This is a genomic window from Streptomyces sp. NPDC031426, assembly GCF_055581585.1.
In genome coordinates this window covers 1-20,861 of record NZ_JBVIJE010000020.1, presented here as the reverse complement: position 1 = coordinate 20,861, position 20,861 = coordinate 1, and the positions used below count along the sequence as shown (strand labels likewise).

Genomic DNA, 20,861 nt, shown 5'->3' with positions numbered 1-20,861 from the left:
ACCGGCGCACCGCATGAGGAGCGGCGCTGCACTCACTCGGCCGGCGCTCGGGGACGCGGCCCCCCGACCGCCAGCGGGATCCCCGTCGCCGGCAGGAACGGGGCCGAGGGGAACTGCTTGCGCACATGGCCGATACCCGTCTCACCGGTCGTCGCGGCTCAGGTCATGGTGGTGCCTGCCCCCGCCGTCGCGCTCGCAGCGGTTCCCGTCGTGGCGGTAGGACCTGTCGGACGTCCAGCCGTGTCCCTCGCCCTCCCAGCGGTAGAAGTGACCATCGCGGTAGTAGAGCCCGTCGCAGTCGTGCCGGGTCGAATCGCTGCCGTGGCGGTCCTGGTGCCAGCCGTGGGCCTCGTCGCAGGAGTAGCCCCGCTCGAGCAGGTAGCCGACACCGTGGTCCCAGCTGTAATCAGCGGCCACGGCCCCGTCGGTCGGGTGCTGGGCGTGCGTGGACGCAAGGGGTGCGGCCGAAGCGGTGCCACCGGCACCGAGGACGGCGGCACCGGCGACCGCGACGGAGGAGACAGTGAGGGCGATGCGCTTCGCGAGCTTGTTCATGATCTTTCCTTCCCGAGGGGGTGATCTGCGCCAACGGCGGTTCTGCCAGGCGATGTATCACTCCCGGTGTGATGCGAGCGAGCAGTTCCATACGTCGTATGGAAGCGCGCTTTCATTATTACCATACGACGTATGGAAATGTCGAAGTGACGAAGGTAACCGTTGACCGGCTGGCACAAGCGCCAACAGATGTCGCTCTTCAGCACGAGCTGCCCGTCGCCGTCCCCTCGGCACCCTGGCCTTCCTCGCCTGCAGTGTGTGGCCACCCGGCGCACACGCCAGACGCGGTCGGGTTGGCCGGACGGCGGGACGGCGGTCGGAGCGGGACCTGGTGATCGGTGGCTTCACTGGCCCGGAGATCGCCTCAGCCCGGCGAGTGAGGGATACGAACATGATCGGCACACCCTCCGCTTCGCGTCCTCGTCGGCGCCGGCCGGAGAGGGAGGTGATCCTCGGTGTAGACATGCACCGGGATGCCCATGTGGCCGCCGTGCTCTCCCTGGTGGGAGAAGTGATCGGTACCGAGGAGTTCCCGGCCACTGCGGCTGGATACGGAGACCTGCTGGGGTGGGCCCGGGCGTCGGGCACGGTGCGGCGGGCCGGAGTGGAAGGTACCGGTTCCTTCGGGGCGGCCCTGTCCCGCTACCTGCTGGCCCAGGGCGCGGACGTTTTGGATGTGAATCGGTTCGACCGGGCCGGTCGCCGTCGGCGCGGCAAGTCCGACCCGCTCGATGCCGAGAACGCGGCCCGGGCGGTGCTGAGCGGGCTAGCGCGTGCCCAGGCCAAGGCAGGCGACGGACCGGTGGAGATCGCCCGGATGTACAAGCTGGCCAAGGACTCCGCGGTCAAGGCCCGCACCCAGGCGATCAACCAGCTCAAGGCCGTCCTGGTCATAGCCGACCCGGCTCTACGGGAGCGGCTGTCCAGCCTGGGCAACCGCGAGCTGTTCCGCACCTGCGCGCGCCTCAGCCCGCGCGACGGCGAAGACGGCGGGGGCGATGAGGACGCCGTGGCCCAGGCCACCCGCATCACCCTGAGCCTGCTGGCCCAGCGCATCGAGCAGCTCACCGGACAGATCGATGAGCTCAATGAGCGCCTGACCCAGCTCGTCGAACGCCACGCCCCGCAGCTGCTCTCACCGGTGGGCATCGGCCCGGACAGCGCCGTCACCTTGCTGATAACGATCGGAGACAATCCCGAGCGGCTGAACTCGGAGGCGTCCTTCGCCGCTTTGTGCGGAGTCGGTCCCATCGAGTACTCCTCGGGCCGCCGGACCTCGCGTCGGCTCAACCAAGGCGGCGACCGGCAGGCCAACGCCGCTCTGCACCGCATCGTGTTCACCCGGCTGCGCTTCGACCCCCGTACCCAGGCGTACTACGAACGTCGCACTCAGGAGGGCAAGATCCGACGTGAGATTGTCCGATGCCTCGAGCGATATACCGCCCGAGAGGTATTCAACCTGGTCAGGACGGTGTCCAGCGTCACCCCGTTATAGGGGCGTCTGTGCGCATTATCCCGTACGGCTTCGGTCGGTGTCCCTTGCGGGCGGGCCGCCGGGCAGGTGGCGGGTGTCCCTGCCCGGCAGCCCGTGGGGGTCAGGCCGCGGCGGGGGTGTAGTGGGCGGCGTCGTCGCCCTCGATGACGTGGCTGAGGGTGCCGTCCACACCGGCGGGGATGTCGCCCGCGACGGTCACCCGGTGCAGCCGGCGCGGCAGGTCGCCGTAGTCGTCGGGGGCGTAGTGCTGGGTGATGCGGTTGTCGAAGAGGACGAGGTCGCCCGGCGTCCAGGCCACCCGCACGATGTTCTCGGGGCGGGTGACGTGCGACTGGAAGATGCGCAGCAGGTCGCGGGAGTCGGACGGGCCGAGGCCGACGATGCTCTGGGCGAAGCCGCCGATGAACAGCCCGCGCTCCCCGGTCTCGGGGTGGACGCGGACGACGGGGTGCGCCGTGCGGTACTTCCGGGAGACGAACCGCCTGCGGTGCTCGGCCGCCTTCTCGTTCTTCGGGGCGGCGTAGTCGTAGTCGTTGGTGTGTACGGCCCAGAGCTTGTCGGCCAGCTCCCGCAGTGGCTCGGGCAGGTCCCGGTAGGCGGCGGCCGCGTTGGCGATGAGGGTGTTTCCGCCGTACGGCGGGATCACGATGCTGCGCAGCGTGGATGCCTTCGGGGGCGTACGGACGAAGGTGACGTCGGTGTGCCAGTGGTTGGCGCGGATGCCCTCGTCGCCGTCGACGGGCAGGATGTGGGGCTGGCCGTCGACGGAGGGGACGGTGGGGTGCGCGGTGGTGAGTTCGCCGAAGAGGGAGGCGAAGCGGAGCTGGCCGGCGTCGTCGAGGTTCTGGTCGCGGAAGACGAGCGCCTTGTGTTCCAGGAGGGCGGAGTTGATCTCGGTGACGACGGCGGGGTCGAGGTCGGTGGAGAGGTCCACGCCGAGGATCTCGGCGCCGATACGGCCGCCGATCCTGCGGATGTCGAAGCCGATGCTGGTGCTCATGTGCGGGTGTTCCTTTCAGGATGTGATCAGCGGGGAGGTGATCAGTCGGGAGGTCATCAGGAGGTGATGGGCAGGGACGGTCCCTTGGACCCCGGTGGTCCGAGGGGAGGGCCGACGGCCCGTAGTGCGCCGGGTGTGCGGCCTCGTCCCCAGCCGATGTGCCGGCGGTAACTGCCGAGCAGGCCGGTACGGTCCAGGTGCTCCTCGTCGCGGGCGGTGGAGCCGTCGGGCAGCGGGCGGGTCACGGGCGCGACATACAGTGCGTCGGCCGGGCAGTTGGCCTCGCACTGGAAGCAGGTCTGGCAGTCGTCGCGGCGGGCGAGCACGGGGATGCCGTCCTCGCCGCGGTCGAAGACGTTGGTCGGGCAGACCTTGATGCACTTGTCGCAGGTGATGCAGCGTTCCGCCGAGACCAGTTCGATCATGAGGCCACCTCCAGGGGTGCGGCTGGTGTCGCTGATGCCGACGGGGCGGTTGTCAGGGGTTCGGTGCGGGTCCACACCCGGTCGAGGCCGCCCGTGACGATGTGGTGGTGCTGTCCGGGGTCCTGCGCGGGGAAGTCGAGCCGCTTGGCCATGCCTCGGGTCTCCGTGCGCGCCAGCGCCGAGGCGTACATCCAGCGGGCGTGCGCCGCCATCGCCGCAGCCTGCCGGGCCCGTACGGTGTCTCCGCCGTCGGCGTGCAGGGAGGCGCGCGAGTCTTCCCACACGCCGTCGAGCACCTCCAGCGAGGCAGTGAGCCGGTCGCCTCGGCGCAGGTAGTTCTTCTCGTACGGCAGCACCTCGCCCTGAACCGCGGCGATGATGTCCCGGAAGCCGTTGGCGGAGCCTGGGGTGCCGGTGGGCCGGAGCCCGGCTCCGCCCGCGGCCACCAGGCGCCTCGTACCGGCGCGGACGCCGAGTGAGCGGGCATGGCGGGCCGCGCCCCGGCCGGCCCAGGTGCCGGAGGCGATGGCCCAGGCGGCGTTGTGGCTGCCGCCACCGGTGAAGCCGCCGCAGATCAGCTCACGGGTCGCCGCGTCCCCGGCCGCATACAGTCCGGGGACGGTGGTGGAGCAGTCGTCGCCGGTGATGCGGATGCCGCCGGTGCCGCGCACGGTGCCCTCGGCGAGGAGCGTGACGGCGAAGTGCTGGGTGAAGGGGTCGATGCCGAGCCGGTCGAAGGTGAGGAAGAAGTTGGGCTGGGCCAGCCGCATCGCCTTGCGGGCCGCCGCGTCCGCCCGGTCGAGGCGGCAGTACACCTTCTCACTGAGTAGCGCCTTCGCGATCACGGACCGGCCGCCCTGGCTGGCCGCACCCTCCAGGACCGTGCCGTCCTCGTGGTAGAAGGTCGCGAAGGAGTAGAACGCGGTCTTGGTGACGGAGGTGCCCTCGGGCGCGATGCCGTACGCGTTGGAGAACTCCATCCCGGACAGCTCCGCGCCCGCCTCGGCGGCGAACAGGGCGCCGTCCCCGGTGTTGACGTTGCAGCCGAGTGCGCCGCTGAGGAAGGCGCAGCCGCCGGTGGCCAGGACGACCGCCCCGGCGCGCACCCGGTAGGGCTGACCGGCCTGGCGCCGGTGGCCCCTGGCTCCGGCGACCGCTCCGGAGGGGTCGGTGAGTAGTTCGGTGACCGGGCTGTGGTCGAGGATGCGGGCCCCGGCGCGCTGGACGCGGATGCGCATCCTGCGCATGTACTCCGGTCCCTGCAGTCCGTTTCTGAGCTGCTTTCCGTCCGGCCCGGTGGGGAAGGGGTAGCGTCCGGCCGCTGCCAGCTCATTCATGCCCGCATACGTCTGGTCCAGGACCCGGGTCATCCAGCGCCGGTCGGCCAGGAATCCGCCCAGTGCCTCCCGGCTCGCCATGGCAGCCTCCCGCGCGGCGGGCTCCGGGGGGACGTACCAGACGCCGGTTCCGGCGGAGGCGGTGGCGCCGCTGGTGCCGCAGTAGCCCTTGTCGGCGACGACGACGTCCGCTCCGTCCTGGGCCGCCTTGAGCGCGGCCCAGGTGGCCGCGGGGCCGCCGCCGACCACCAGGACGTCCGTGGTGAGGTCGAGTCCGGTCATGCGGGCCGCCCTTCTGCCGCGGCCGTCACGGTGGTCGCGGTCAGCCGGTTGGCGGGGCGGGCCAGGCCGTAGTGCGCGCGCAGGGTGCGGCCGGTGTACTCGGTGCGGAACAGGCCGCGCCGCTGCAGGATCGGCACGACATGGTCGACGAAGTCCTCCAGGCCGCCCGGCAGATGGGGCGGCATGATGTTGAAGCCGTCGGCGGCACCCTGGGTGAACCACTCCTGGAGCTGGTCGGCTATCCGCTCGGGGGTGCCGGCGAACACCCGGTGACCGCGGCCGGCGCCGAGCCGGGCGATGAGCTCGCGCAGGGTGAGGCCGTCGCGGCGGGCGAGTTCGGCGACGAGCGTGAAACGGCTCTTGTTGCCGTTGATGTCCCGTTCCTCGGGCAGCTCGGGCAGCGGCCCGTCCAGCGGCAGCCCGGTCAGGTCGGTGCCGAGCATCCCGGACAGCTGGGCGAGCCCATACTCGGGCACCTGGAGATCCGTCAGCTCCTGTTCCAGCGCGCGGGCTTCCGCTTCCGTCGAGCCGATGACGGGGGCGATGCCGGGAAGCACCAGCAACTGGTCCTCGGTACGGCCGTAGCGGGCGAGCCGCGACTTGAGGTCCTTGTAGAAGGCTTGGCCGTCGGCGAGGGTCTGCTGGGCGGTGAAGACGGCTTCGGCGTACCGGGCGGCGAACTCCTTGCCGTCCTCCGACGAACCGGCCTGCACCAGCAGCGGGTAGCCCTGCGGGCTGCGCGGTACGTTCAGGGGGCCCTGCACGGCGAAGTGCTCGCCGCGGTGGTTGATCTCCCGCACCTTTTCGGTGTCGGCGTACACGCCGCGCTCACGGTCGAGCAGGATCGCGTCGTCCTCCCAGCTGTCCCACAGCTTGGTGGCGACTTCGACGAACTCCCGTGCCCGCTCGTAGCGCAGCCGGTGCTCCAGGTGCTCGTCCTGCCCGAAGTTGCGGGCCTCGTTCACGGTGCCGGAGGTGACGATGTTCCAGCCCGCCCGGCCACCGCTGATGTGGTCCAGGGAGGCGAACTTGCGGGCCGTGTGGAAGGGCTCGTTGAAGGTGGTGGAGACGGTGGCGATCAGGCCGACGTGCTCGGTGACCGCCGCCAGGGCCGACAACAGGGTGAGCGGTTCGAAGCCGCCGAGCGCGTTGTGCCGGACCTTGCCCCACAGGGCGAGGCCGTCGGCGAGGAAGACGGAGTCGAGCAGGCCCCGCTCGGCGGTCTGCGCGAGCTGCTGGAAATAGCGGAGATCGGTGACCCGTTCGGGCTCGGTACGCGGGTGGCGCCAGGCGGCGTCGTGGTGGCCGGCGTTCAACAGGAAGGCGTTGAGATGCAGGCGTCGGGGGCTGGTCGCGGTCATGGGGTACCTCGGATCGGGGCGGTGAGACGCAGGGGCAGTGAGACCCACGGGCGGGAGGCGAGCGGGGCAGCGCGACGGGACCGGGTGGCAGTGAGACGAGCGGGCGGCCGGGTCAGGCGTCGGCCGGTACGCGCCAGGAGCTGAGCCGCCGCTCCATGGCCACCAGGAACTGGTTGAAGATCACGCCGATGGCGGAGATCGTGATGATGCCCGCGTACATCTGCGGGATCGCGAAGTTGAACTGGGAGGCGTTGATCAGATAACCGAGGCCCGCCTTGGCCCCGATCATCTCGGCGGCGACCAGCACCAGAATGGACGCCGCTCCGGCCAGCCGGATGCCGGTGAACATCACGGGCACCGAGGCCGGCAGGATGACCTTCTGGAACAGCCGGGGCGCGGACAGATCCATCGACTTCGCCAGCTTCAGCAAGGTCGGGTCGACGTTGCGGACCGCGCTGATGGTGTTGAGCAGGACCGGCCAGGTGCACGCGTACACCACGATGGAGATCTTCGAGGTCTCGCCGATGCCCAGCAGCAGGACGAACACCGGCAGCAGGGCCAGGGCGGCGGTGTTGCGGAACACCTCCAGCAGCGGACCGAGGACGTCGGCGACCGGCCGGTACCAGCCGATCAGCAGGCCGAGCGGCACGGCGACGGCCACGGCGAGACCGAATCCGCTGAAGGAGCGCACGAGGCTGGCGCGGGTGTTGTCGGCGAGCTGACCGCCGGCGGCCAGTCCCCACCAGGCGTGGGCGACCTCGCTGAACGGAGGCAGGAAGGTGCGGTCGACCAGACCCAGTCGTGGTGCGGTCTCCCACAGCAGGAGCAGAGCCACGATCGCAAGGGACCTGGTCGCCCCCTTGACCAGCAGGTAGGGCAGTCGGCGGACCGCCCGGCGGAACCGGGTCGCCGTGGAGCGGACCTGGCGCACGCTCGACGGCGATGCGTCATGGGGTGCGGACACAGCGGATGTAGCTGACACTGTGGACGTAGTGGGGGAAACGGCCGGGACGCGGTCGGCGGTGCTCGCCGAGCCCGGCGCCGTGGTCTTCTCGGTGGCCGTGCCGGTTGTGGGGCTCATACGGAAGCCTCCTCCTTCTCCAACTGCTGGGCCCTGGCCACCTCGTCGTGCAGCAGCGACCAGATCTCGTGCCGGTGTCGCGCGAACTCGGGACTGGAGCGGAGGTCGTCCGTCGCCGTACGGGAGTCGAAGGCGACGGGCACGATCTGCTTGATGCGGCCCGGGCGGGACGTCATGACGGCGACGCGCTGTCCCAGGTAGACGGCCTCGTCGATGCCGTGTGTGATGAAGACGACGGTCTTGCCGGTGCGCTGCCAGATGCGCAGCAGTTCGTCCTGCAGCGACTCCCGGGTCTGGGCGTCCAGCGCGGCGAACGGCTCGTCCATCAGGAGTACGTCGGGGTCGTAGGCGAGGCTGCGGGCGATCGCCACCCGCTGCCGCATCCCGCCGGACAGCTCATGCGGATGGCGGTCCTCGAACCCGGTCAAGCCGACCAGATCCAGGAACTCGCGGGCACGTCCGGCCCGTTGACGCCGTGGGACGCCTGTGGCCTCCAGGCCGAACTCGACATTGCCCTGCGCCGTGCGCCACGGCAGCAGCGCGTACTGCTGGAACACGATGCCCCGGTCCAGGCCCGGGCCGCTGACGGGCTGACCGTCCAGCAGGATCCGTCCGCCGGTGGGCTGGGCGAGGCCGCCGAGCAGCTCCAGCAGAGTCGACTTTCCGCAACCGCTGGGACCGACCAGGACGACGAACTCGCCGGCCGCTATCTCCAGATCGATGCCGTCGAGGGCGGTGAAACGGGTGGCCTGCCGATCCCCTCTGCGGTCCCTGACGGTGAAGTCCTTCCGCACGCCTTCAAAAACGATCTTGGTCGTCGTGGATTGCGTGGTGGATTGCGTGGTGGATTCCGGCATGGGATCAGCTCCCGCTCTTGGTGGCGGAGGAGGACTTCTGGTTGCCGTTGAACTCATTGGTGTAGAGGTCCGACAACGTGACCTGGCCCTTCTTGATGTCACCGCGGTCGGTCAGCCAGTCGACCCACAGCCGGAGTTCCTTGCCGGTGATCAGGCCGGCCTTCTCGGCGACACCGTAGGAGCGCCAGTACTTCAGGGGTGCGGTGTCCTCGTTGCGGCCGCGCTTCTTCACGATGTCCGTCATCCGGGCGATGACCTCTTCGTGCGGAGTGGAACGGGACCACTCGATGGCACGCCCCACGCCGGTGACGAAGATGCGGGCCGTGCCGGGGTTCTGCTTCAGGAACCGGTCCGTCATCACGTAGGTGCCTGCGCTGAATGCGCCGAGCAGTTCATAGTCGGTGAACAGCGGGCGGATGCCCCCGGCTGCCAGTGCCTTGTCACGCAGAATGCCGCCGAGCACGGCCACGTCGATCTGCTTCTGTCGCAGCGACTGCTCGGTGTTGACCGGAGGCACCACGAGGGGTTCGACCTTGCCGATCTCCGCCTGGGACAGACCACCTCGCTGCAGATAGATGTCGAGCATGGCCTCGGCGTGGGCTCCGAGGGTATTCATCCCGACCTTCTTGCCGAGCAGGTCCCGGGCCGAGCGGATCGGGCTGTCCTTGAGGACGTAGAAGCCGTTGTAGGCGTACTTGTCGGATCCGTAGTAGCTGATGACGGCCTTGACGGGGGCGTGGTTCGCGGCGAGTTTGACGACCGCGCCGTTGAACGCGCCGCCGAAGTCGACCTGACCCGTGGCCGCGGACTGGATGTCCTGCGGACCGCTGATGGTGTTGCCGACCCACTTCAGCTTGACGTCCTCCAGATAGCCGAGATCCTCGGCCAGCTCGGGCAAGGTCACCTGACCCGCCCAGCCCTGATACCGGAGCGTCTTGGTCTGGCCCTTGCCGGAAGCGGCTCCGGCGGTCGTGCCGCAGCTCACGGCCACCGCAGAAAGACCGAGCAGGGAGAGGAACTGGCGTCGGGTCGATGCCGTAGTGGCCATGGAAAGGTCCTGTTCACGCGAATGGGGACTGAGGCGGAATCGATGGCATGAGGAAGCCGTGACCGAGAGGGGTGCTCGGCAATTGGGCGCAAGCAATGCGGACAGCGAAAGGAGAAAGAGATTCGCCAGGAATGCCTGCGAGGAATCAGCCGCCTACGCCGACAACGGTCGTGGTGGCCGATGGTGAAAACGGAGCGGGAGAGCGGCGCCCGTCAGTGCGTTCAGCGGCCGACGGCACAGATGGCGCTGGCCTGACGTCGCAGATCGACGTGCAGGCGCGCGGCGAGGTTCTCGGACTTGCTCACAGCCAAGAGAGTTGCAGCGGAATCCGGCCAAGTCAATGTCGCCTGCGCGGGCGTCTCGTATTCTGAACCGACCGACATGTGAGCGAAGTGCGGCGTTCACAATTGTCTGGATGCCGGGTTGTGCGGCGGATTGCCGATCATGCCGAGTCCGCCGGGGAAAGCCCAGCGGAATCGCAAGGTCAGACAGGCAGGACGAACGGAGGGTGTGCTCCGTTGAGGAAATAGTCCCCGACATCGCGGAGCCGGTGCGCGACGGGCTCGTACAGGGTGTGCGTCCGGGCATTGCGCCAGAAGCGGTCGAAGCCCAGCCGCGAGGACGCGGAGCGGGCGCCGATGATGTCGAGGGCGCGGGCGGTGGACTCCTGTGCAGCCCTGGAGGCGGCGGCTTCGGCCATGGCCACGAGGACGGAGATCTCCGCGTACTCGTCGTAGGTGATGTCTTCGCCGTGTACGAGGCCGTCGTGCACGGCTGCCTGTGCTTGATCGGTGAGCGCGGACGCGGCGCGGGTGAGGACGGTGAGTTCTCCGTAGGCGGTGAGCACCTGCGGGTCCTGGGGGGAGCCGACCGGCCAGTCCGGGTGCCAGGGTGAGTGGCCCGCCCTGCTGTAGTCACGGGCCTCGGCGAGCACTCCCTCGGCCATGCCGAGGCGGAGTTGGACGGAGAGGAGACGCCCGACCGGCGATGCCAGAGCAGTCAGGGGCGACAGGACATCCTCGTCCGCGGACAGGGAGCCGAGTACGTCGTCGGCGGCGACCGGTACACCGTCGAACTCCACGCTCCCGCCGGCCGCGAGCCGCTGGCCGAAAGTGTCGGCGTCGCCGTCGATCCCCACCCCGTGATGGGCGGGATCGACGGCGACGGCGAGTGGTTCGCCGGTGTCGGCCCGTACGGCCCGCACGGCGAGGCGGTCGGCGACCAGGACCCCGGTTGTGTAGCTCTGCCGACCGTCGAGCACGAAGCCGGCGGCTCTGCTGGCCAGCGTCAGAGGTGGTTCCTGGCGGGCGAAACCACCGCCCCAGCACCACTGCTCCGCCGCGGACTGCCGCTCGACCTGAGCGGCGAGAGAGGGCTCGGTGAAGAACCGGGCGCTCCACGACAGGAAGTAGTGAAAGCCGAGCAGTTGACCGATCGCACCGTCGGCGGCGGCGATCTCCCGGACGACCGCGTAGGCCGTGGGCCAGTCCGCGCCGCCTCCCTCGAGCTCTGCCGGTATGAGGAGCGTCAGCAGCCCCGACTCGCGCAGCCGGGACACCTCATCGAACGGGGCCTTGCCTGCCTGCTCCCTGGCCACCGCGTCCGTGGCCAGGTCGTCCGCCGTCTCCCGGGCCACGCGCAGCCAGTGCGCGCGGCCGGGCCCGGTCCGGTCGGAATCCGAGGCGGGGCCGGACGGCGCAGTGGCAATGCCCATGGTGGTGGTCTCCTCAAGGTCGGCGGCAAGATGCGGTGTTGGGGCTCTCTTGCCGGTCGGGCACGTACTTGTAGCCCACGCGTCGTACGGTGACGATCCGATGCCGGTGAGTTGTGCCGAGCTTGCGGCGAAGGCGCGCGATGTGGACGTCCACGGTGCGGCCGTCGCCGATGTGGTCGTAGCCCCAGATGCCGGCCATCAGCTGCTCACGCGAATGCACCCGGTGTGGATGGCGCACGAGATGTGCCAGCAGCCCGAACTCCAGGTAGGTGAGGTCGAGTTCGTGCCCGTCCACGTCGGCGACGCGTCGCGCGGAATCGACGCGGATGGCACTGCCTTTCGTCTGCTGCACGGGAGGTGGGTCCGTGAGGGCGACCGGTCGGATCTCCGGCCGTGGCACGTTCTTGGCGAAGTGCTGGGCGGGGTCGGTGCCCTCGGGGGTGAGCACGAGGTAGCCGACGACTGGTGTGGAAGCGTGTTCCTCGGAGCCGCTCCGCGTGGTGTCGCCGACGAGGCGGAGATGGCGCAGGTCGGGAAGTGGCGAATTCGATGGAGTGGCCTGGGCTGGAAGTGCCGTGGTCATGGCGGTCGTCCTTCAAGGGGTACGTCGGGCCATCAGGCGCTGCGGGTGGGCCCGCGCCCGATGGCCAGGGATGAGGGAGAAGGAGCGGAACGGCACGTGCGACGTGTGACCGCGTGTCTCACACGCGACAGCAGGCGGCGCTGACGACGTGACCAAAGTCGACATGCCGACGACGAACGAGTCGCTGCTGCGTGTGGGACATGTGCATCATCCTGCGCACCCATTGGGTGGGGCGTCAATGCTTCCCTAGTAAATCGATGGGAAATGTAGGGAACGCAATATCGCGGGTGGGCGCACGGGTCGCCGCCGACCGCCGGGTGGACCTCGGGCGCGGTCGCCTTCGCCACCGGGCACGGAGTGTGGCCAACTGGACTCGGAGCCTCTGCAGGGGTGTGGGCGGCAGTGCGCGGGCGGAGCCACGCGCGTAGGAGCGCTCGACGTAGAACTGCCCCGCGCTGAGCACGGTTGTGATGCGAAGCCTCGCCGGGATCCATCCTGACGAGAACCTCTGGGCGGACCGTGAGACGACGAAGCCGCGCCGGAGCATTTCGGTGCGGCTTCGTCGTGAGATCGGCTGCGCTGGCGCGGACGATGCAGTCGGCGCCTCATGCAGTCTGGGTTCCTGACGACCACACCGCGTCCGACGGCACCCGGTCCGCCACCGCGCGCGCCGCCTCTGCGGGGACCGCGACGCTCAGCTCGGCCGCCACCTACCCGCCCGACCCACACGGTCCGCCCTCAAGGGCCTGGCAACTGACCCTCACCGTGGTCCCGTAACCGTCGTACGCCTACGCCGGTTCGACGTGCACCAGCAGCCGCCAGAGCCGCGTCTGCGGCCCGAACCGATCCCCGCGAAACGACGAGGTCGACCGCAGCTCCGCCTCACCCGCAGCGACGGCATTGACCGTGGCCCGTACGGTTCCGTCCGTCGTTTTTGACGCGGTCACCGTCAAGGGACCTGCGACCACCTCGACCGGCGTCCACCCGTATGCGGGTGACCCGTGCAAGGTGATGTGGATCTCGTCGCCCATCTGGACATGCAGCGGCGGTTCCGGCGGGTCCCCGGGACGGTGGACCACCTCCACCTGCCTTGCCTCGTCGCGTGCCACGTCACGAAAGCCAGCGGCACTGCTCTGTCACATGAAGGCCAGGGCCCGGAGGACGTTGAGTGCTGGACCCGTTCCTGGTGGGGCTTCTCGGTGTCAACGGCCTGACCGCACGCTGCCGCTGTCCTGGTTCACGAGTCGGCACGGGCAAGGCCCCCTGCGCGATCGGCTGAAGGAGCGAAAGGCTGCCCTGTTCGGCCCTGAACACATGGCTGCAGTGCGTACCCCGCGCGAGTCTGTCCGAGAGTCTCGTTCTCTCCCGGTACGCCCGGTTGTGCGTCATGCCGGCTGCGGATAGGAGCTTCGGTGAGCAGAGTCCCTGTGAGCAAGCTGCCGATGGTCGGCGTGCTCTTCTGGACGATCAAGATCGTGGCGACCACGCTGGGTGAGTCGGTGTCGAACTTCGTGTCGATGGCACCCCTGAACCTTGGCTACGCCAGCAGCGCACTCATCTTCCTGGCCGCCTTCGCGCTCACGCTGACCATGCAGCTGAGGTCCGATCGGTTCCGGCCGGTGGTGTTCTGGTCGGTGATCCTGACGACCAGCATCGTGGGCACCGCGATGTCGGACTTCATGAACCGCACCGCCGGCCTGGGTTATGCCGGCGGAGCCACCGTGCTGACGACCCTGCTCGTGCTCGTACTGATCGGGTGGCGGGCGACCGGCCAGACCATGGACGTGGAACGGATCGCCACCACCAAGGGTGAAATCCTGTACTGGACCGCGACGCTCGTGTCCAACACGCTGGGCACCTCCAGCGGTGACTTCCTCTCCGACGGCCTGGGCATCGGATTCCGCGACAGCGCCCTGGTGCTGGGCGGTGCGATGCTGTTGATCCTCGGCGCCCACTACTTCTCACCGATCTCGGGCACAGTGCTGTTCTGGGCGGCCTACGTCCTGACCCGGCCCCTCGGGGCGGTCGCGGAGAACGCCGTGGAAAAACCTGTGGCGCAGGGCGGCCTCGGGGTGGGGACCACCATCACCTCCGGTGCCCTGCTCGCTGTGCTGGCTGTTCTGGTGGTCTACCAGCAGCTCACTCACCAGGAGCAAGCCATCACGCTGGACGGTCTTCCCCGAGCCGAGGGCCAAGCCGATCAGCAGCTGGAGGCGGCTCCGAGGCGGTGAAAGCCGACTGATCGTCCAGGTGACGGACGCCGGGCACCGGGTGATCCGGGATGGCGCTACGTTGGTCGTCGGTTGTGATCTGTGATCGCGACGCGGCGGTGGGGCTCGCCGTACCCGAACCGCGGCATCGGTGCCGCCAACAGTCCCTACTTGCGATGGAGTGTGCCCGCATACCGGCGGCCCTGACGCCCTTTACGCGGTAGACGGGGCGTCGGCGAGAGTCGCCGCATCGGCTCAGCACCCCTCTGCGCACTGAGTCACGGATAGTGGCCGCGCTGACTCCACATGCCATTGCTGCCTGCGATGTCGTGAGTTGGCCCGGTGGCAAGGATGCGTACTCAACGTGATCAATCCTGCGTCATGGCATCAGCCCTGGCTACACAGGATGGCGTATTGCGAGTTCCCCCCGCATACGCCTGACTTCGGTGTTTATCATCGCCTGTCACTCGTTCGGTAACTCTTCCTGCACTTAAGCCTCTTGTGTGCTCGCGATACACGCCCGCACGATTGAGTGAACGGCTTCACAAGCGAGCGAGGATGGCACCATTGAAGATCAATCGCACGGCGGCCACTGCGGCGCTGGCCGTATCACTGGTGGTCGGCTTGGCCGGTTCGGCCGTGGCTGACGACACCGGCGTGAGTTATGCGTACAACCGGCAGGCCGCCGTGGACTGGGCGGAACAGCACGCCCAGGACGCCGAGCCCTTCCCGGCGTCCTGCACGTGGTTCGTCACCAACGCCCTGTGGGCGGGTGGCCTGTCGCAGGACGCCGGCTGGAACGCGGCCGGAAGCCACGGACACCTGCAGCCCCGGCCGGGCACTCCCTCCGCCACTGCGGCGCAGCCGCTGCTGGACTACCTGAGTGCTCGGTACCCGTACACCAAGCCGGTTGGGATGGACTTCACGGCGAATGCGGTGCCGCAGGCCGAGCCGGGGGACATCGTCGCCTACGACTGGGAAGGAGACGGGACCATCGATCACCTGGCCCTGGTGGTCGACATCGCCCCCGGCCAGTATCCCGAGGTCGCAGAGTGGGGCACGGACGGCACCAACCCCACCAGGTACGTCAAGCGCGGGTGGACGTACTCGGAGAAGGATCCGGGCTGGTTGCAGAGTAAGCACCCGTACGTGAAGGCGTGGCTGTGGCACGTCGACACGACGTATCTGCCGAGCTTCTGACCTTTTTGTGGGCCCCGTCGCGGAAGTGGCGGGGTCTTCGTCGTGGTGCCTTACGCGGGCGGGAGCGGCCCGGAGCCATTTATCCAATGTGCGAGCGCAGTGCCATCGTGGACGCCGAGAAGCACTCCAACGAAGCCGTCGTCGTGCTGCACGACGACCACGTGGGCGTCCTGTCGCGGATCCTGCTCACCTTCGAAGGCCCGTGAGGGCGAACCCGGACATGAGTTGGTTGATTTCACCTACGTGTGTGTCGGACTCAAGAGATGTGGCCCCATGCGATGTTATACACCGTCTTCTGGTAAATGAGGGTGGATTGCGCCCGGTTTTTGATGGCTGATCCGGACTGGCAGTGGCAGCGCTCAGGGCCGTCCATGGCGGTCGCGCATTCCCCTGTCCCCCCGGGCACAAGGCGGGGCTCTGCGTCAGCACTGATCACCAGTCCTGACCAGAGGATGACACTTTCCGGGGCTGGGTGAGGCGCCAGTAAGGCTGGGACGAGATGTGGCCACACCTCAATCGCTTACTCGGGTCGAATACTTGACCGAATCTGTAGGGTCATACGCAAACCGTGATATCAGGCATGGCTCACCTGTTCTCACTCTGATGGGGTGATCTTCCCGTTCACGAGATGGGAGAACACCCACGATGCGTAAGAGACGCTTAACCGCCATAGCTCTCGGTATCGGCAGCCTCGCCGCGATGCTCACCGGGACCACTGCGCACGCTGCCCCCAGTGCGGACAGCGATCAGGGACAGGTCATCTGGCTGCGCTCCAGCAAGCCCATCGACCTACCGCTGGGCACCAAGTACCAAAGCGCCCTGGCCAAGCAACGCTCGTCTGTCTCCGCTCAAAGGCTGCAGACCAGCGAGACACCGCAAGCCCCACAACCGTCCAGCGAGGCCCAGGAGCAGAAGATCGCTCAGGATGGCGGCCAGAAGTACGTTGCCGAGTCCGGCAACGCCGCCGCTAAGAAGCGAATCGTCACCGCTGCGGCCCTCACCAAGGAACAGTGCCGAGCGATGCCGGACGCGCACACAACCGCCGGCAAGGTGATCAACCACTTCAGCTTCTGCCGCTGGGGCTACAACACGGCCATCAAGCTCAACGGGCAGGGCGAGGTCGAAGGCATGGTCCGGTTCCGCGAGACGGAAATCGGCACGGGTTCCGACAACGTGCGGGACGCAACCATCGAAGACCACACCGACCAGCTCACGTCGTCCGGCGTGTTCAACGACTCGGCGCTGATGAGCTTCGAGGTGACGCAGGCGGGCTGGCCGTCGTCCAACTCCTGCAAGGTCACCGACATCTCCTCGAACCCCTTCACCGAGACGGTCGGCGCCTGGCGCGATGAGTACATCGCCTATGGCCTGGTGTCTGCCAAGGGCACCGGCACAGGCCCCGACGACATAGCCACCTGCGTGTACCAGCACAATTGGAAGGTCACCGGTGACGGCGCAACCACGCCGTGGAGCAGCGGCCCCGAGAACGGGCTGCGTTTCGACTCCTCGAAGTCTCTCGGCAGCAAGTTCTACGACGAGGGAGTGATCTTCGATCGGGTCATACCGGTGTTCTCCTACGACCGCGCCAAGAGCGACACCAAGGGCGTCGCGAACCATGTATACGACGCGCTGTACAGGCCGCAGACCACCTACCCGCAAAAGGCCAACAAGGTGATCCCGGGCGACATCTGGAACGGCCGACCGCCCCTGCACCGCAACTGGGCCAACTACGACGCTGCCGCAGCCGAAACGGCCCGCAAGAACCGGAACGCAAAGGACGCCGCGTGCCGGGGCCTGAGTCGTCCCAACGACAGCTACCAGTGCGACGAATTCCCCTTCGCCTCGACCATGGAAGGCGCCGGCCTGGGTGACGGGAACTTCTCCGTGCGCTACGTGCCGGGCACCGAGAACAGCAAGGCGGGAACGGAGCTGTCCGACTGGTACGGCAGTGACCGGATCCTGCACAACAACGCATACGGCATCTTCGTGAAGTAGCCGGCCTACGCCGGAACGGGGGCGGCCCTCGGGCCGTCCCCGACCTGCCAAATGGATCAGCGCATGTTCAGGGGAGGCTTCCCACTCGTACGGGCCATGCGCTCTCGTCGGCTCCCGGCTTCGGAGGGAGCCGGCGGTTCTTGCGTTCCGGAGGGAACGAAGACAATCGCATACGCCTCGAAACCTTCACGAACACCCCATTCTGTGCGCTCGATGGCAGCGTTGAACCGTTCGCGGGAGTCACTCCGACCTTGTGACCACACCTGCGCGCGATAGGTACGAGACGGGTCCAAGGCCACAAACGGCTCACCCGGCTCGACTCGCTGACCGAACACCTCAACCGATGCACGGGCAGGCTGAGCCGGGCCGTTCATCGTGTCAAAGGCTGCCATGCGGCCCTTGTAGACCGGCTGGTAGTCCACAGAAGCAACCAGCGTCCAGGCCGATCCCGGTGCCTCGTCCAGTTGGTCGTTGACAGCCAAAACGACCGGCGCAGTATGCTCCTGAACCGGCGACGTCACGACGAGCTGGCCGGGCACGACGATTACCTCTTCGTCGGTCTGGAAATTCGGCTGGCTCTTCCTGCGCTCGAAGCCTCGCTCCCAATGCTCGCCTACTGAGAAGTGGCTGTACTCGATACTGACGGCACCAACCCCGCTGATCTCTCGCATGCCTTGAAGCCTTTCAGGAATGGAGCAGCCACGCAGCATCTGTGTCGGTCAGAGTGAAGCTGCGGGAGCGAGCCGGGGAGCGAGGGAGCCGAGGCGAGGGCGAGCTGGTCGATGCGCTCGCCGAGCGCGGGGCCCGGGTCGGTCCACACGAACCGGATGCACGCGCCGCCGCCCGGCCGGTGGAAGACGATCACCGGATCGCCCGTACCGCCGACTTCACCACCAAGATCCGCCAAGCCGTCGTGGCCCAGAGCCGCTATCACATCGAGGGCTGAGATTTCAGGCGATCCCCCCGCCCGCCAGTTTTGGTCCGAGCCTCGCGCATCTCGCACCTGTGCCGCCGTCGGAGGCCGAACCGAGCCGGTGGTGTAGGCCCGCAATCGGATTGTCCCGTTCCGGCGTGGTGACCTGGGCTTCGTCCGCCGTCTCGTTCAAGGGACACGTCAGATCTGTCTCACGATCCAACCCTACGTCGTCGGGGTGGCCGGGGTCCTCGGCCTGCTGCTCCACTGAGTGGACCCGGGTGACTTGGCGGCCCGGCTAACGAGGCAGGTGGGCCAGGGAGGGGTGGCGGTACGTGGTGCCGGACGCCGCAGACGACATAGCGGCCTGGGCCGAGGCCGACGGGCCGGGCCTGGCCGACCCTCCCGGTGTCCTCGACCTGTACGCCTCCAGCCTGTCGCGCCGCATCCGCCAAGCCGTCGAACCGTGACCCGTCCGATCCGGTAACCGCCTCACCAGCCGGCATCCCCTGCACGGTGGGGCGTCAGTCGTGGGGCGGCAGGTGGCCGATCTGGTGGTCGGCGACGTTCAGCGCCTCGTCGACCAGGCGGCGCAAGTGTCCGTGGCGCAGGCCGTAGACGACCCGGCGCCCCGCTCGACGCTCAGGCCGCCGCGCGAGCCGTGCTCAGTGGCCGCGCCCGGGCCCGGGCCAAGTCGGGCGACGGTCCGGTGCACAGCGCCCGGATCTTCAAGCTCGCCAAAGACTCCGCGGTCAAGGCCCGCACCCAGGCGATCAACCAGCTCAAGGCCGTCCTGGTCATAGCCGACCCCGCCCTGCGGGAACGGCTGACCAGCCTCGGCAACACCGAGCTGTTCCGCACCTGCGCACGCCTCAGCCCACCCGACAGTGAGGGAAACGAGGACGCGGTGGCCCAGGCCACCCACATGACCCTGAGCATGCTCGCCCAGCGCATCGAACAGCTCACCGGGCAGATCAATGAGCTGAACCAACGCCTGACCCAGCTCGTCGAACACCACGCCCCACAGCTACTCGTACCGGTGGGCATCGGCCCGGACAGCGCAGTCACCTTGCTGATCACCATGGGAGACAACCCCGAGCGGCTGAACACTGAGGCATCCTTTGCTGCCCTTTGCGGAGTCAGCCCCGTCGAGTATTCGTCGGGCCGTCGGAGCACGCGCCGGCTCAACTACGGCGGCGACCGCCAGGCAAACGCCGCCCTGCACCGCATCGTGTTCACCCGCCTGCGCCACGACCCGCGCACCCAGGCGTACTACGAACGCCGCACCCAGGAAGGCAAGACCCGGCGCGAGATCATCCGATGCCTCAAGCGGTATGTCGCCCGCGAGGTCTTTAACCTGGTCAGACCGGTTTCCCGCGCCCCCGCGTTATAGGGGCGTCTGTGATAGACGAGTGATACGGCGAGGCCCCGCCGGGGTCTTTCCTTCCGGGACTCTACTCGGAGCCCTGAGACGTTGCCGCCGCACCGGATCGCTCCGGTGCGGCTGCGCCGTGAGATCGGCTGCGCTGGCGCGGACGATGCAGTCGGCGCCTCACGCAGTCCGGGTTCCTGCGACGATCTGGGAGTGCCTGATTTGCGATCGCACCCGCCCACTCGTCCGTAACGATACGCGTAGCACATGGCGCGGCCGGCCACGCGCGGGTGGGGGCGTGGATGGCAGGATCGGGTATTCAACCTGGTGAGACAGGTTTCAAGCGCCCCTCGTAATAGGGGCGTCCGTGCCAGGATTTTGGTGCGCAGACGAGGCGGTGGCCGCACTGCCCTCACGGCGCTGGTACCAGGTGATCAACTGCGCCTTCTTCTTCGTCACCCAGACCGTGGCCAAAGCGCCGTCGTCTTCATCGTCGGCTGTCCCGTCCTTGATTTGACCGGCGTACTCCCCGCCATCGCGGCGACTGCCAGTAGGCGGGGTCTTATTCGCTTTTCCCGCCATCCTGCCGGCCAGTCTGACCCTGGTGGCCAAGGAGGAGGGCCTGCGCGGCGCCCGCGACGACGCCCGCTGCGCCGCCCTGGGAACCATCGGCCTTCTGGTCGCACTGACCACCGCCGTCCTTCTGGGCCACCACTCGGCATGGCTCGCCCTGGCGGTGGCGACGGCAGCCTGGACCGTGGTGTCACTCGGTGGGTATGCCGTCGGCCGCGCGGCAGGAGCGGGAAGCGACGAAACCGGACCTGAAGAACCTGGTGCGTAGTGCATCCCGGGCCCGCTCCGCCCGACGATCAGCGGCTGGAGCGCGTCTACACCTCGATGTGTGAGCCCATGATGACCGTGCGGTCGCGGGGCAGGCCGAAGTACTCGGCGGCGTCGGCGGTGATGTAGGAGGTGGCGATGAACAGCCGCTTGCGCCAGGGCGCCATCGTCGGTGACTTGCCGCGCCGGAGATCGATCTTCGACAGGAAGTAGGACGCCTGGTCGAGGTTCAACGGTCCTTCGGTCTGGGCCGGGGCGAGCATGGCCAGGGTGCTGGGTACGTCCGGTGTCTCCATGTAACCGAACCGGGCGGTGACGTGGATGATCCCGTCGTCGGCGTAACCGAGGTCGTCGACGACGATCCGCTGGTCGGCCGGGACGCGGGGCACGGGCTCTGTCTCAAGCGAGAGGATCACGACCTGGTCGTGGCGCACGTGGTTGTGCTCGACGTTGGCCCGCATGGCCAGGGGCGCGGTCTGCTTGCCCCGGTTGAGGAACACGGCCGTTCCCGGGATCCGGAGCGTCGACACCTTCTCCGAGCGGAGGTCTTCGATGAACTCGGGGAGCGGTCCCTCAAGTTGTACCCGTTCGGC

General features: G+C 68.2%; 20 protein-coding genes and 2 pseudogenes. 8 read left to right on the top strand and 14 right to left on the bottom strand.

The genetic code is table 11. The features are described from left to right. Window positions 1-141 precede the first annotated feature (141 nt). Window positions 142-555: a hypothetical protein gene (locus ACZ5NH_RS32045; RefSeq protein ID WP_468780187.1), complete on the bottom strand. Its 414-nt coding sequence runs from the start codon at window positions 553-555 to the stop codon at window positions 142-144. A 391-nt stretch (window positions 556-946) separates the two neighbouring features. On the opposite strand from ACZ5NH_RS32045, the gene ACZ5NH_RS32040 reads away from it, so the two are divergent. Continuing rightward, window positions 947-2,050, top strand: coding sequence for an IS110 family RNA-guided transposase (locus tag ACZ5NH_RS32040; protein ID WP_468780186.1), 1,104 nt, complete (start codon window positions 947-949; stop codon window positions 2,048-2,050). Between the two features lie 100 nt (window positions 2,051-2,150). Here ACZ5NH_RS32040 and ACZ5NH_RS32035 read toward each other — a convergent pair whose 3' ends face one another. The 10 genes from ACZ5NH_RS32035 to ACZ5NH_RS31990 form a co-directional block, all read right to left on the bottom strand. Next, the gene (locus tag ACZ5NH_RS32035) at window positions 2,151-3,050 is read right to left on the bottom strand and encodes a TauD/TfdA dioxygenase family protein (RefSeq protein WP_468780184.1); all 900 of its coding nucleotides are present in this window, start codon (window positions 3,048-3,050) and stop codon (window positions 2,151-2,153) included. Window positions 3,051-3,106: 56 nt separating this feature from the next. Next, the gene (locus ACZ5NH_RS32030; RefSeq protein ID WP_390855333.1) at window positions 3,107-3,475 is read right to left on the bottom strand and encodes a 4Fe-4S dicluster domain-containing protein; all 369 of its coding nucleotides are present in this window, start codon (window positions 3,473-3,475) and stop codon (window positions 3,107-3,109) included. Next, window positions 3,472-5,094, bottom strand: coding sequence for an FAD-dependent oxidoreductase (locus tag ACZ5NH_RS32025; RefSeq protein ID WP_468780181.1), 1,623 nt, complete (start codon window positions 5,092-5,094; stop codon window positions 3,472-3,474). Before ACZ5NH_RS32025 ends, ACZ5NH_RS32030 begins: the two co-directional genes overlap by 4 nt. Continuing rightward, window positions 5,091-6,455: an LLM class flavin-dependent oxidoreductase gene (locus ACZ5NH_RS32020; protein WP_468780179.1), complete on the bottom strand. Its 1,365-nt coding sequence runs from the start codon at window positions 6,453-6,455 to the stop codon at window positions 5,091-5,093. Before ACZ5NH_RS32020 ends, ACZ5NH_RS32025 begins: the two co-directional genes overlap by 4 nt. Window positions 6,456-6,567: 112 nt before the next feature. Beyond that, window positions 6,568-7,536 carry an ABC transporter permease gene (locus tag ACZ5NH_RS32015; protein ID WP_468780177.1) on the bottom strand — a complete coding sequence of 323 codons (969 nt, stop codon included), beginning with the start codon at window positions 7,534-7,536 and terminating at the stop codon, window positions 6,568-6,570. After that, the gene (locus tag ACZ5NH_RS32010; protein ID WP_468780175.1) at window positions 7,533-8,393 is read right to left on the bottom strand and encodes an ABC transporter ATP-binding protein; all 861 of its coding nucleotides are present in this window, start codon (window positions 8,391-8,393) and stop codon (window positions 7,533-7,535) included. The genes ACZ5NH_RS32015 and ACZ5NH_RS32010 overlap by 4 nt, the downstream gene beginning before the upstream one ends. A gap of 4 nt (window positions 8,394-8,397) precedes the next feature. After that, window positions 8,398-9,441 carry an ABC transporter substrate-binding protein gene (locus ACZ5NH_RS32005; RefSeq protein WP_468780173.1) on the bottom strand — a complete coding sequence of 348 codons (1,044 nt, stop codon included), beginning with the start codon at window positions 9,439-9,441 and terminating at the stop codon, window positions 8,398-8,400. Between the two features lie 484 nt (window positions 9,442-9,925). Continuing rightward, window positions 9,926-11,155, bottom strand: a complete 1,230-nt coding sequence (locus ACZ5NH_RS32000) for an acyl-CoA dehydrogenase family protein (protein WP_468780171.1) — start codon at window positions 11,153-11,155, stop codon at window positions 9,926-9,928. Window positions 11,156-11,168: 13 nt separating this feature from the next. Then, window positions 11,169-11,738, bottom strand: coding sequence for a winged helix-turn-helix domain-containing protein (locus tag ACZ5NH_RS31995; RefSeq protein ID WP_468780169.1), 570 nt, complete (start codon window positions 11,736-11,738; stop codon window positions 11,169-11,171). 788 nt (window positions 11,739-12,526) lie between these two features. Next, a complete protein-coding gene (locus ACZ5NH_RS31990; protein WP_468780167.1) occupies window positions 12,527-12,847 on the bottom strand; it encodes a hypothetical protein in 321 nt (106 codons plus the stop codon). A gap of 303 nt (window positions 12,848-13,150) precedes the next feature. On the opposite strand from ACZ5NH_RS31990, the gene ACZ5NH_RS31985 reads away from it, so the two are divergent. The 3 genes from ACZ5NH_RS31985 to ACZ5NH_RS31975 all read left to right on the top strand — a co-directional run bounded on the left by ACZ5NH_RS31985 (window position 13,151) and on the right by ACZ5NH_RS31975 (window position 17,143). Further along, window positions 13,151-13,969, top strand: a complete 819-nt coding sequence (locus ACZ5NH_RS31985) for a COG4705 family protein (RefSeq protein WP_468780165.1) — start codon at window positions 13,151-13,153, stop codon at window positions 13,967-13,969. A 546-nt stretch (window positions 13,970-14,515) separates the two neighbouring features. Beyond that, window positions 14,516-15,148, top strand: a complete 633-nt coding sequence (locus ACZ5NH_RS31980; protein WP_468780163.1) for an amidase domain-containing protein — start codon at window positions 14,516-14,518, stop codon at window positions 15,146-15,148. Window positions 15,149-15,847: 699 nt separating this feature from the next. Beyond that, complete coding sequence (locus ACZ5NH_RS31975) at window positions 15,848-17,143, top strand: NucA/NucB deoxyribonuclease domain-containing protein (protein ID WP_468780161.1); 1,296 nt, start codon at window positions 15,848-15,850, stop codon at window positions 17,141-17,143. Window positions 17,144-17,199: 56 nt separating this feature from the next. Here ACZ5NH_RS31975 and ACZ5NH_RS31970 read toward each other — a convergent pair whose 3' ends face one another. Continuing rightward, a complete protein-coding gene (locus ACZ5NH_RS31970) occupies window positions 17,200-17,814 on the bottom strand; it encodes a hypothetical protein (protein ID WP_468780159.1) in 615 nt (204 codons plus the stop codon). 41 nt (window positions 17,815-17,855) lie between these two features. Here ACZ5NH_RS31970 and ACZ5NH_RS31965 point away from each other — a divergent pair, with 41 nt between their 5' ends. Both ACZ5NH_RS31965 and ACZ5NH_RS31960 read left to right on the top strand, forming a co-directional pair. Continuing rightward, on the top strand, window positions 17,856-18,089 hold the full coding sequence (locus ACZ5NH_RS31965; protein ID WP_468780157.1) for a hypothetical protein: 234 nt from the start codon (window positions 17,856-17,858) through the stop codon (window positions 18,087-18,089). 305 nt (window positions 18,090-18,394) lie between these two features. Further along, window positions 18,395-18,526, top strand: a complete 132-nt coding sequence (locus ACZ5NH_RS31960; RefSeq protein ID WP_468780155.1) for a hypothetical protein — start codon at window positions 18,395-18,397, stop codon at window positions 18,524-18,526. Window positions 18,527-18,580: 54 nt separating this feature from the next. Here the strand turns inward: ACZ5NH_RS31960 and ACZ5NH_RS31955 are convergent. Next, window positions 18,581-18,697: pseudogene (locus tag ACZ5NH_RS31955) on the bottom strand (transcriptional regulator); the annotation flags it as partial. On the opposite strand from ACZ5NH_RS31955, the pseudogene ACZ5NH_RS31950 reads away from it, so the two are divergent. Both ACZ5NH_RS31950 and ACZ5NH_RS31945 read left to right on the top strand, forming a co-directional pair. Beyond that, window positions 18,664-19,449 (top strand): annotated as a pseudogene (locus ACZ5NH_RS31950) (transposase); the annotation flags it as partial. The pseudogenes ACZ5NH_RS31955 and ACZ5NH_RS31950 sit on opposite strands and share 34 nt — an antisense overlap. A gap of 523 nt (window positions 19,450-19,972) precedes the next feature. Next, window positions 19,973-20,269, top strand: coding sequence for a DUF3147 family protein (locus ACZ5NH_RS31945; RefSeq protein ID WP_468780350.1), 297 nt, complete (start codon window positions 19,973-19,975; stop codon window positions 20,267-20,269). Window positions 20,270-20,315: 46 nt separating this feature from the next. Here ACZ5NH_RS31945 and ACZ5NH_RS31940 read toward each other — a convergent pair. Next, on the bottom strand, window positions 20,316-20,861 hold a 546-nt coding region (locus ACZ5NH_RS31940), incomplete at its 5' end, for a KUP/HAK/KT family potassium transporter (protein ID WP_468780154.1).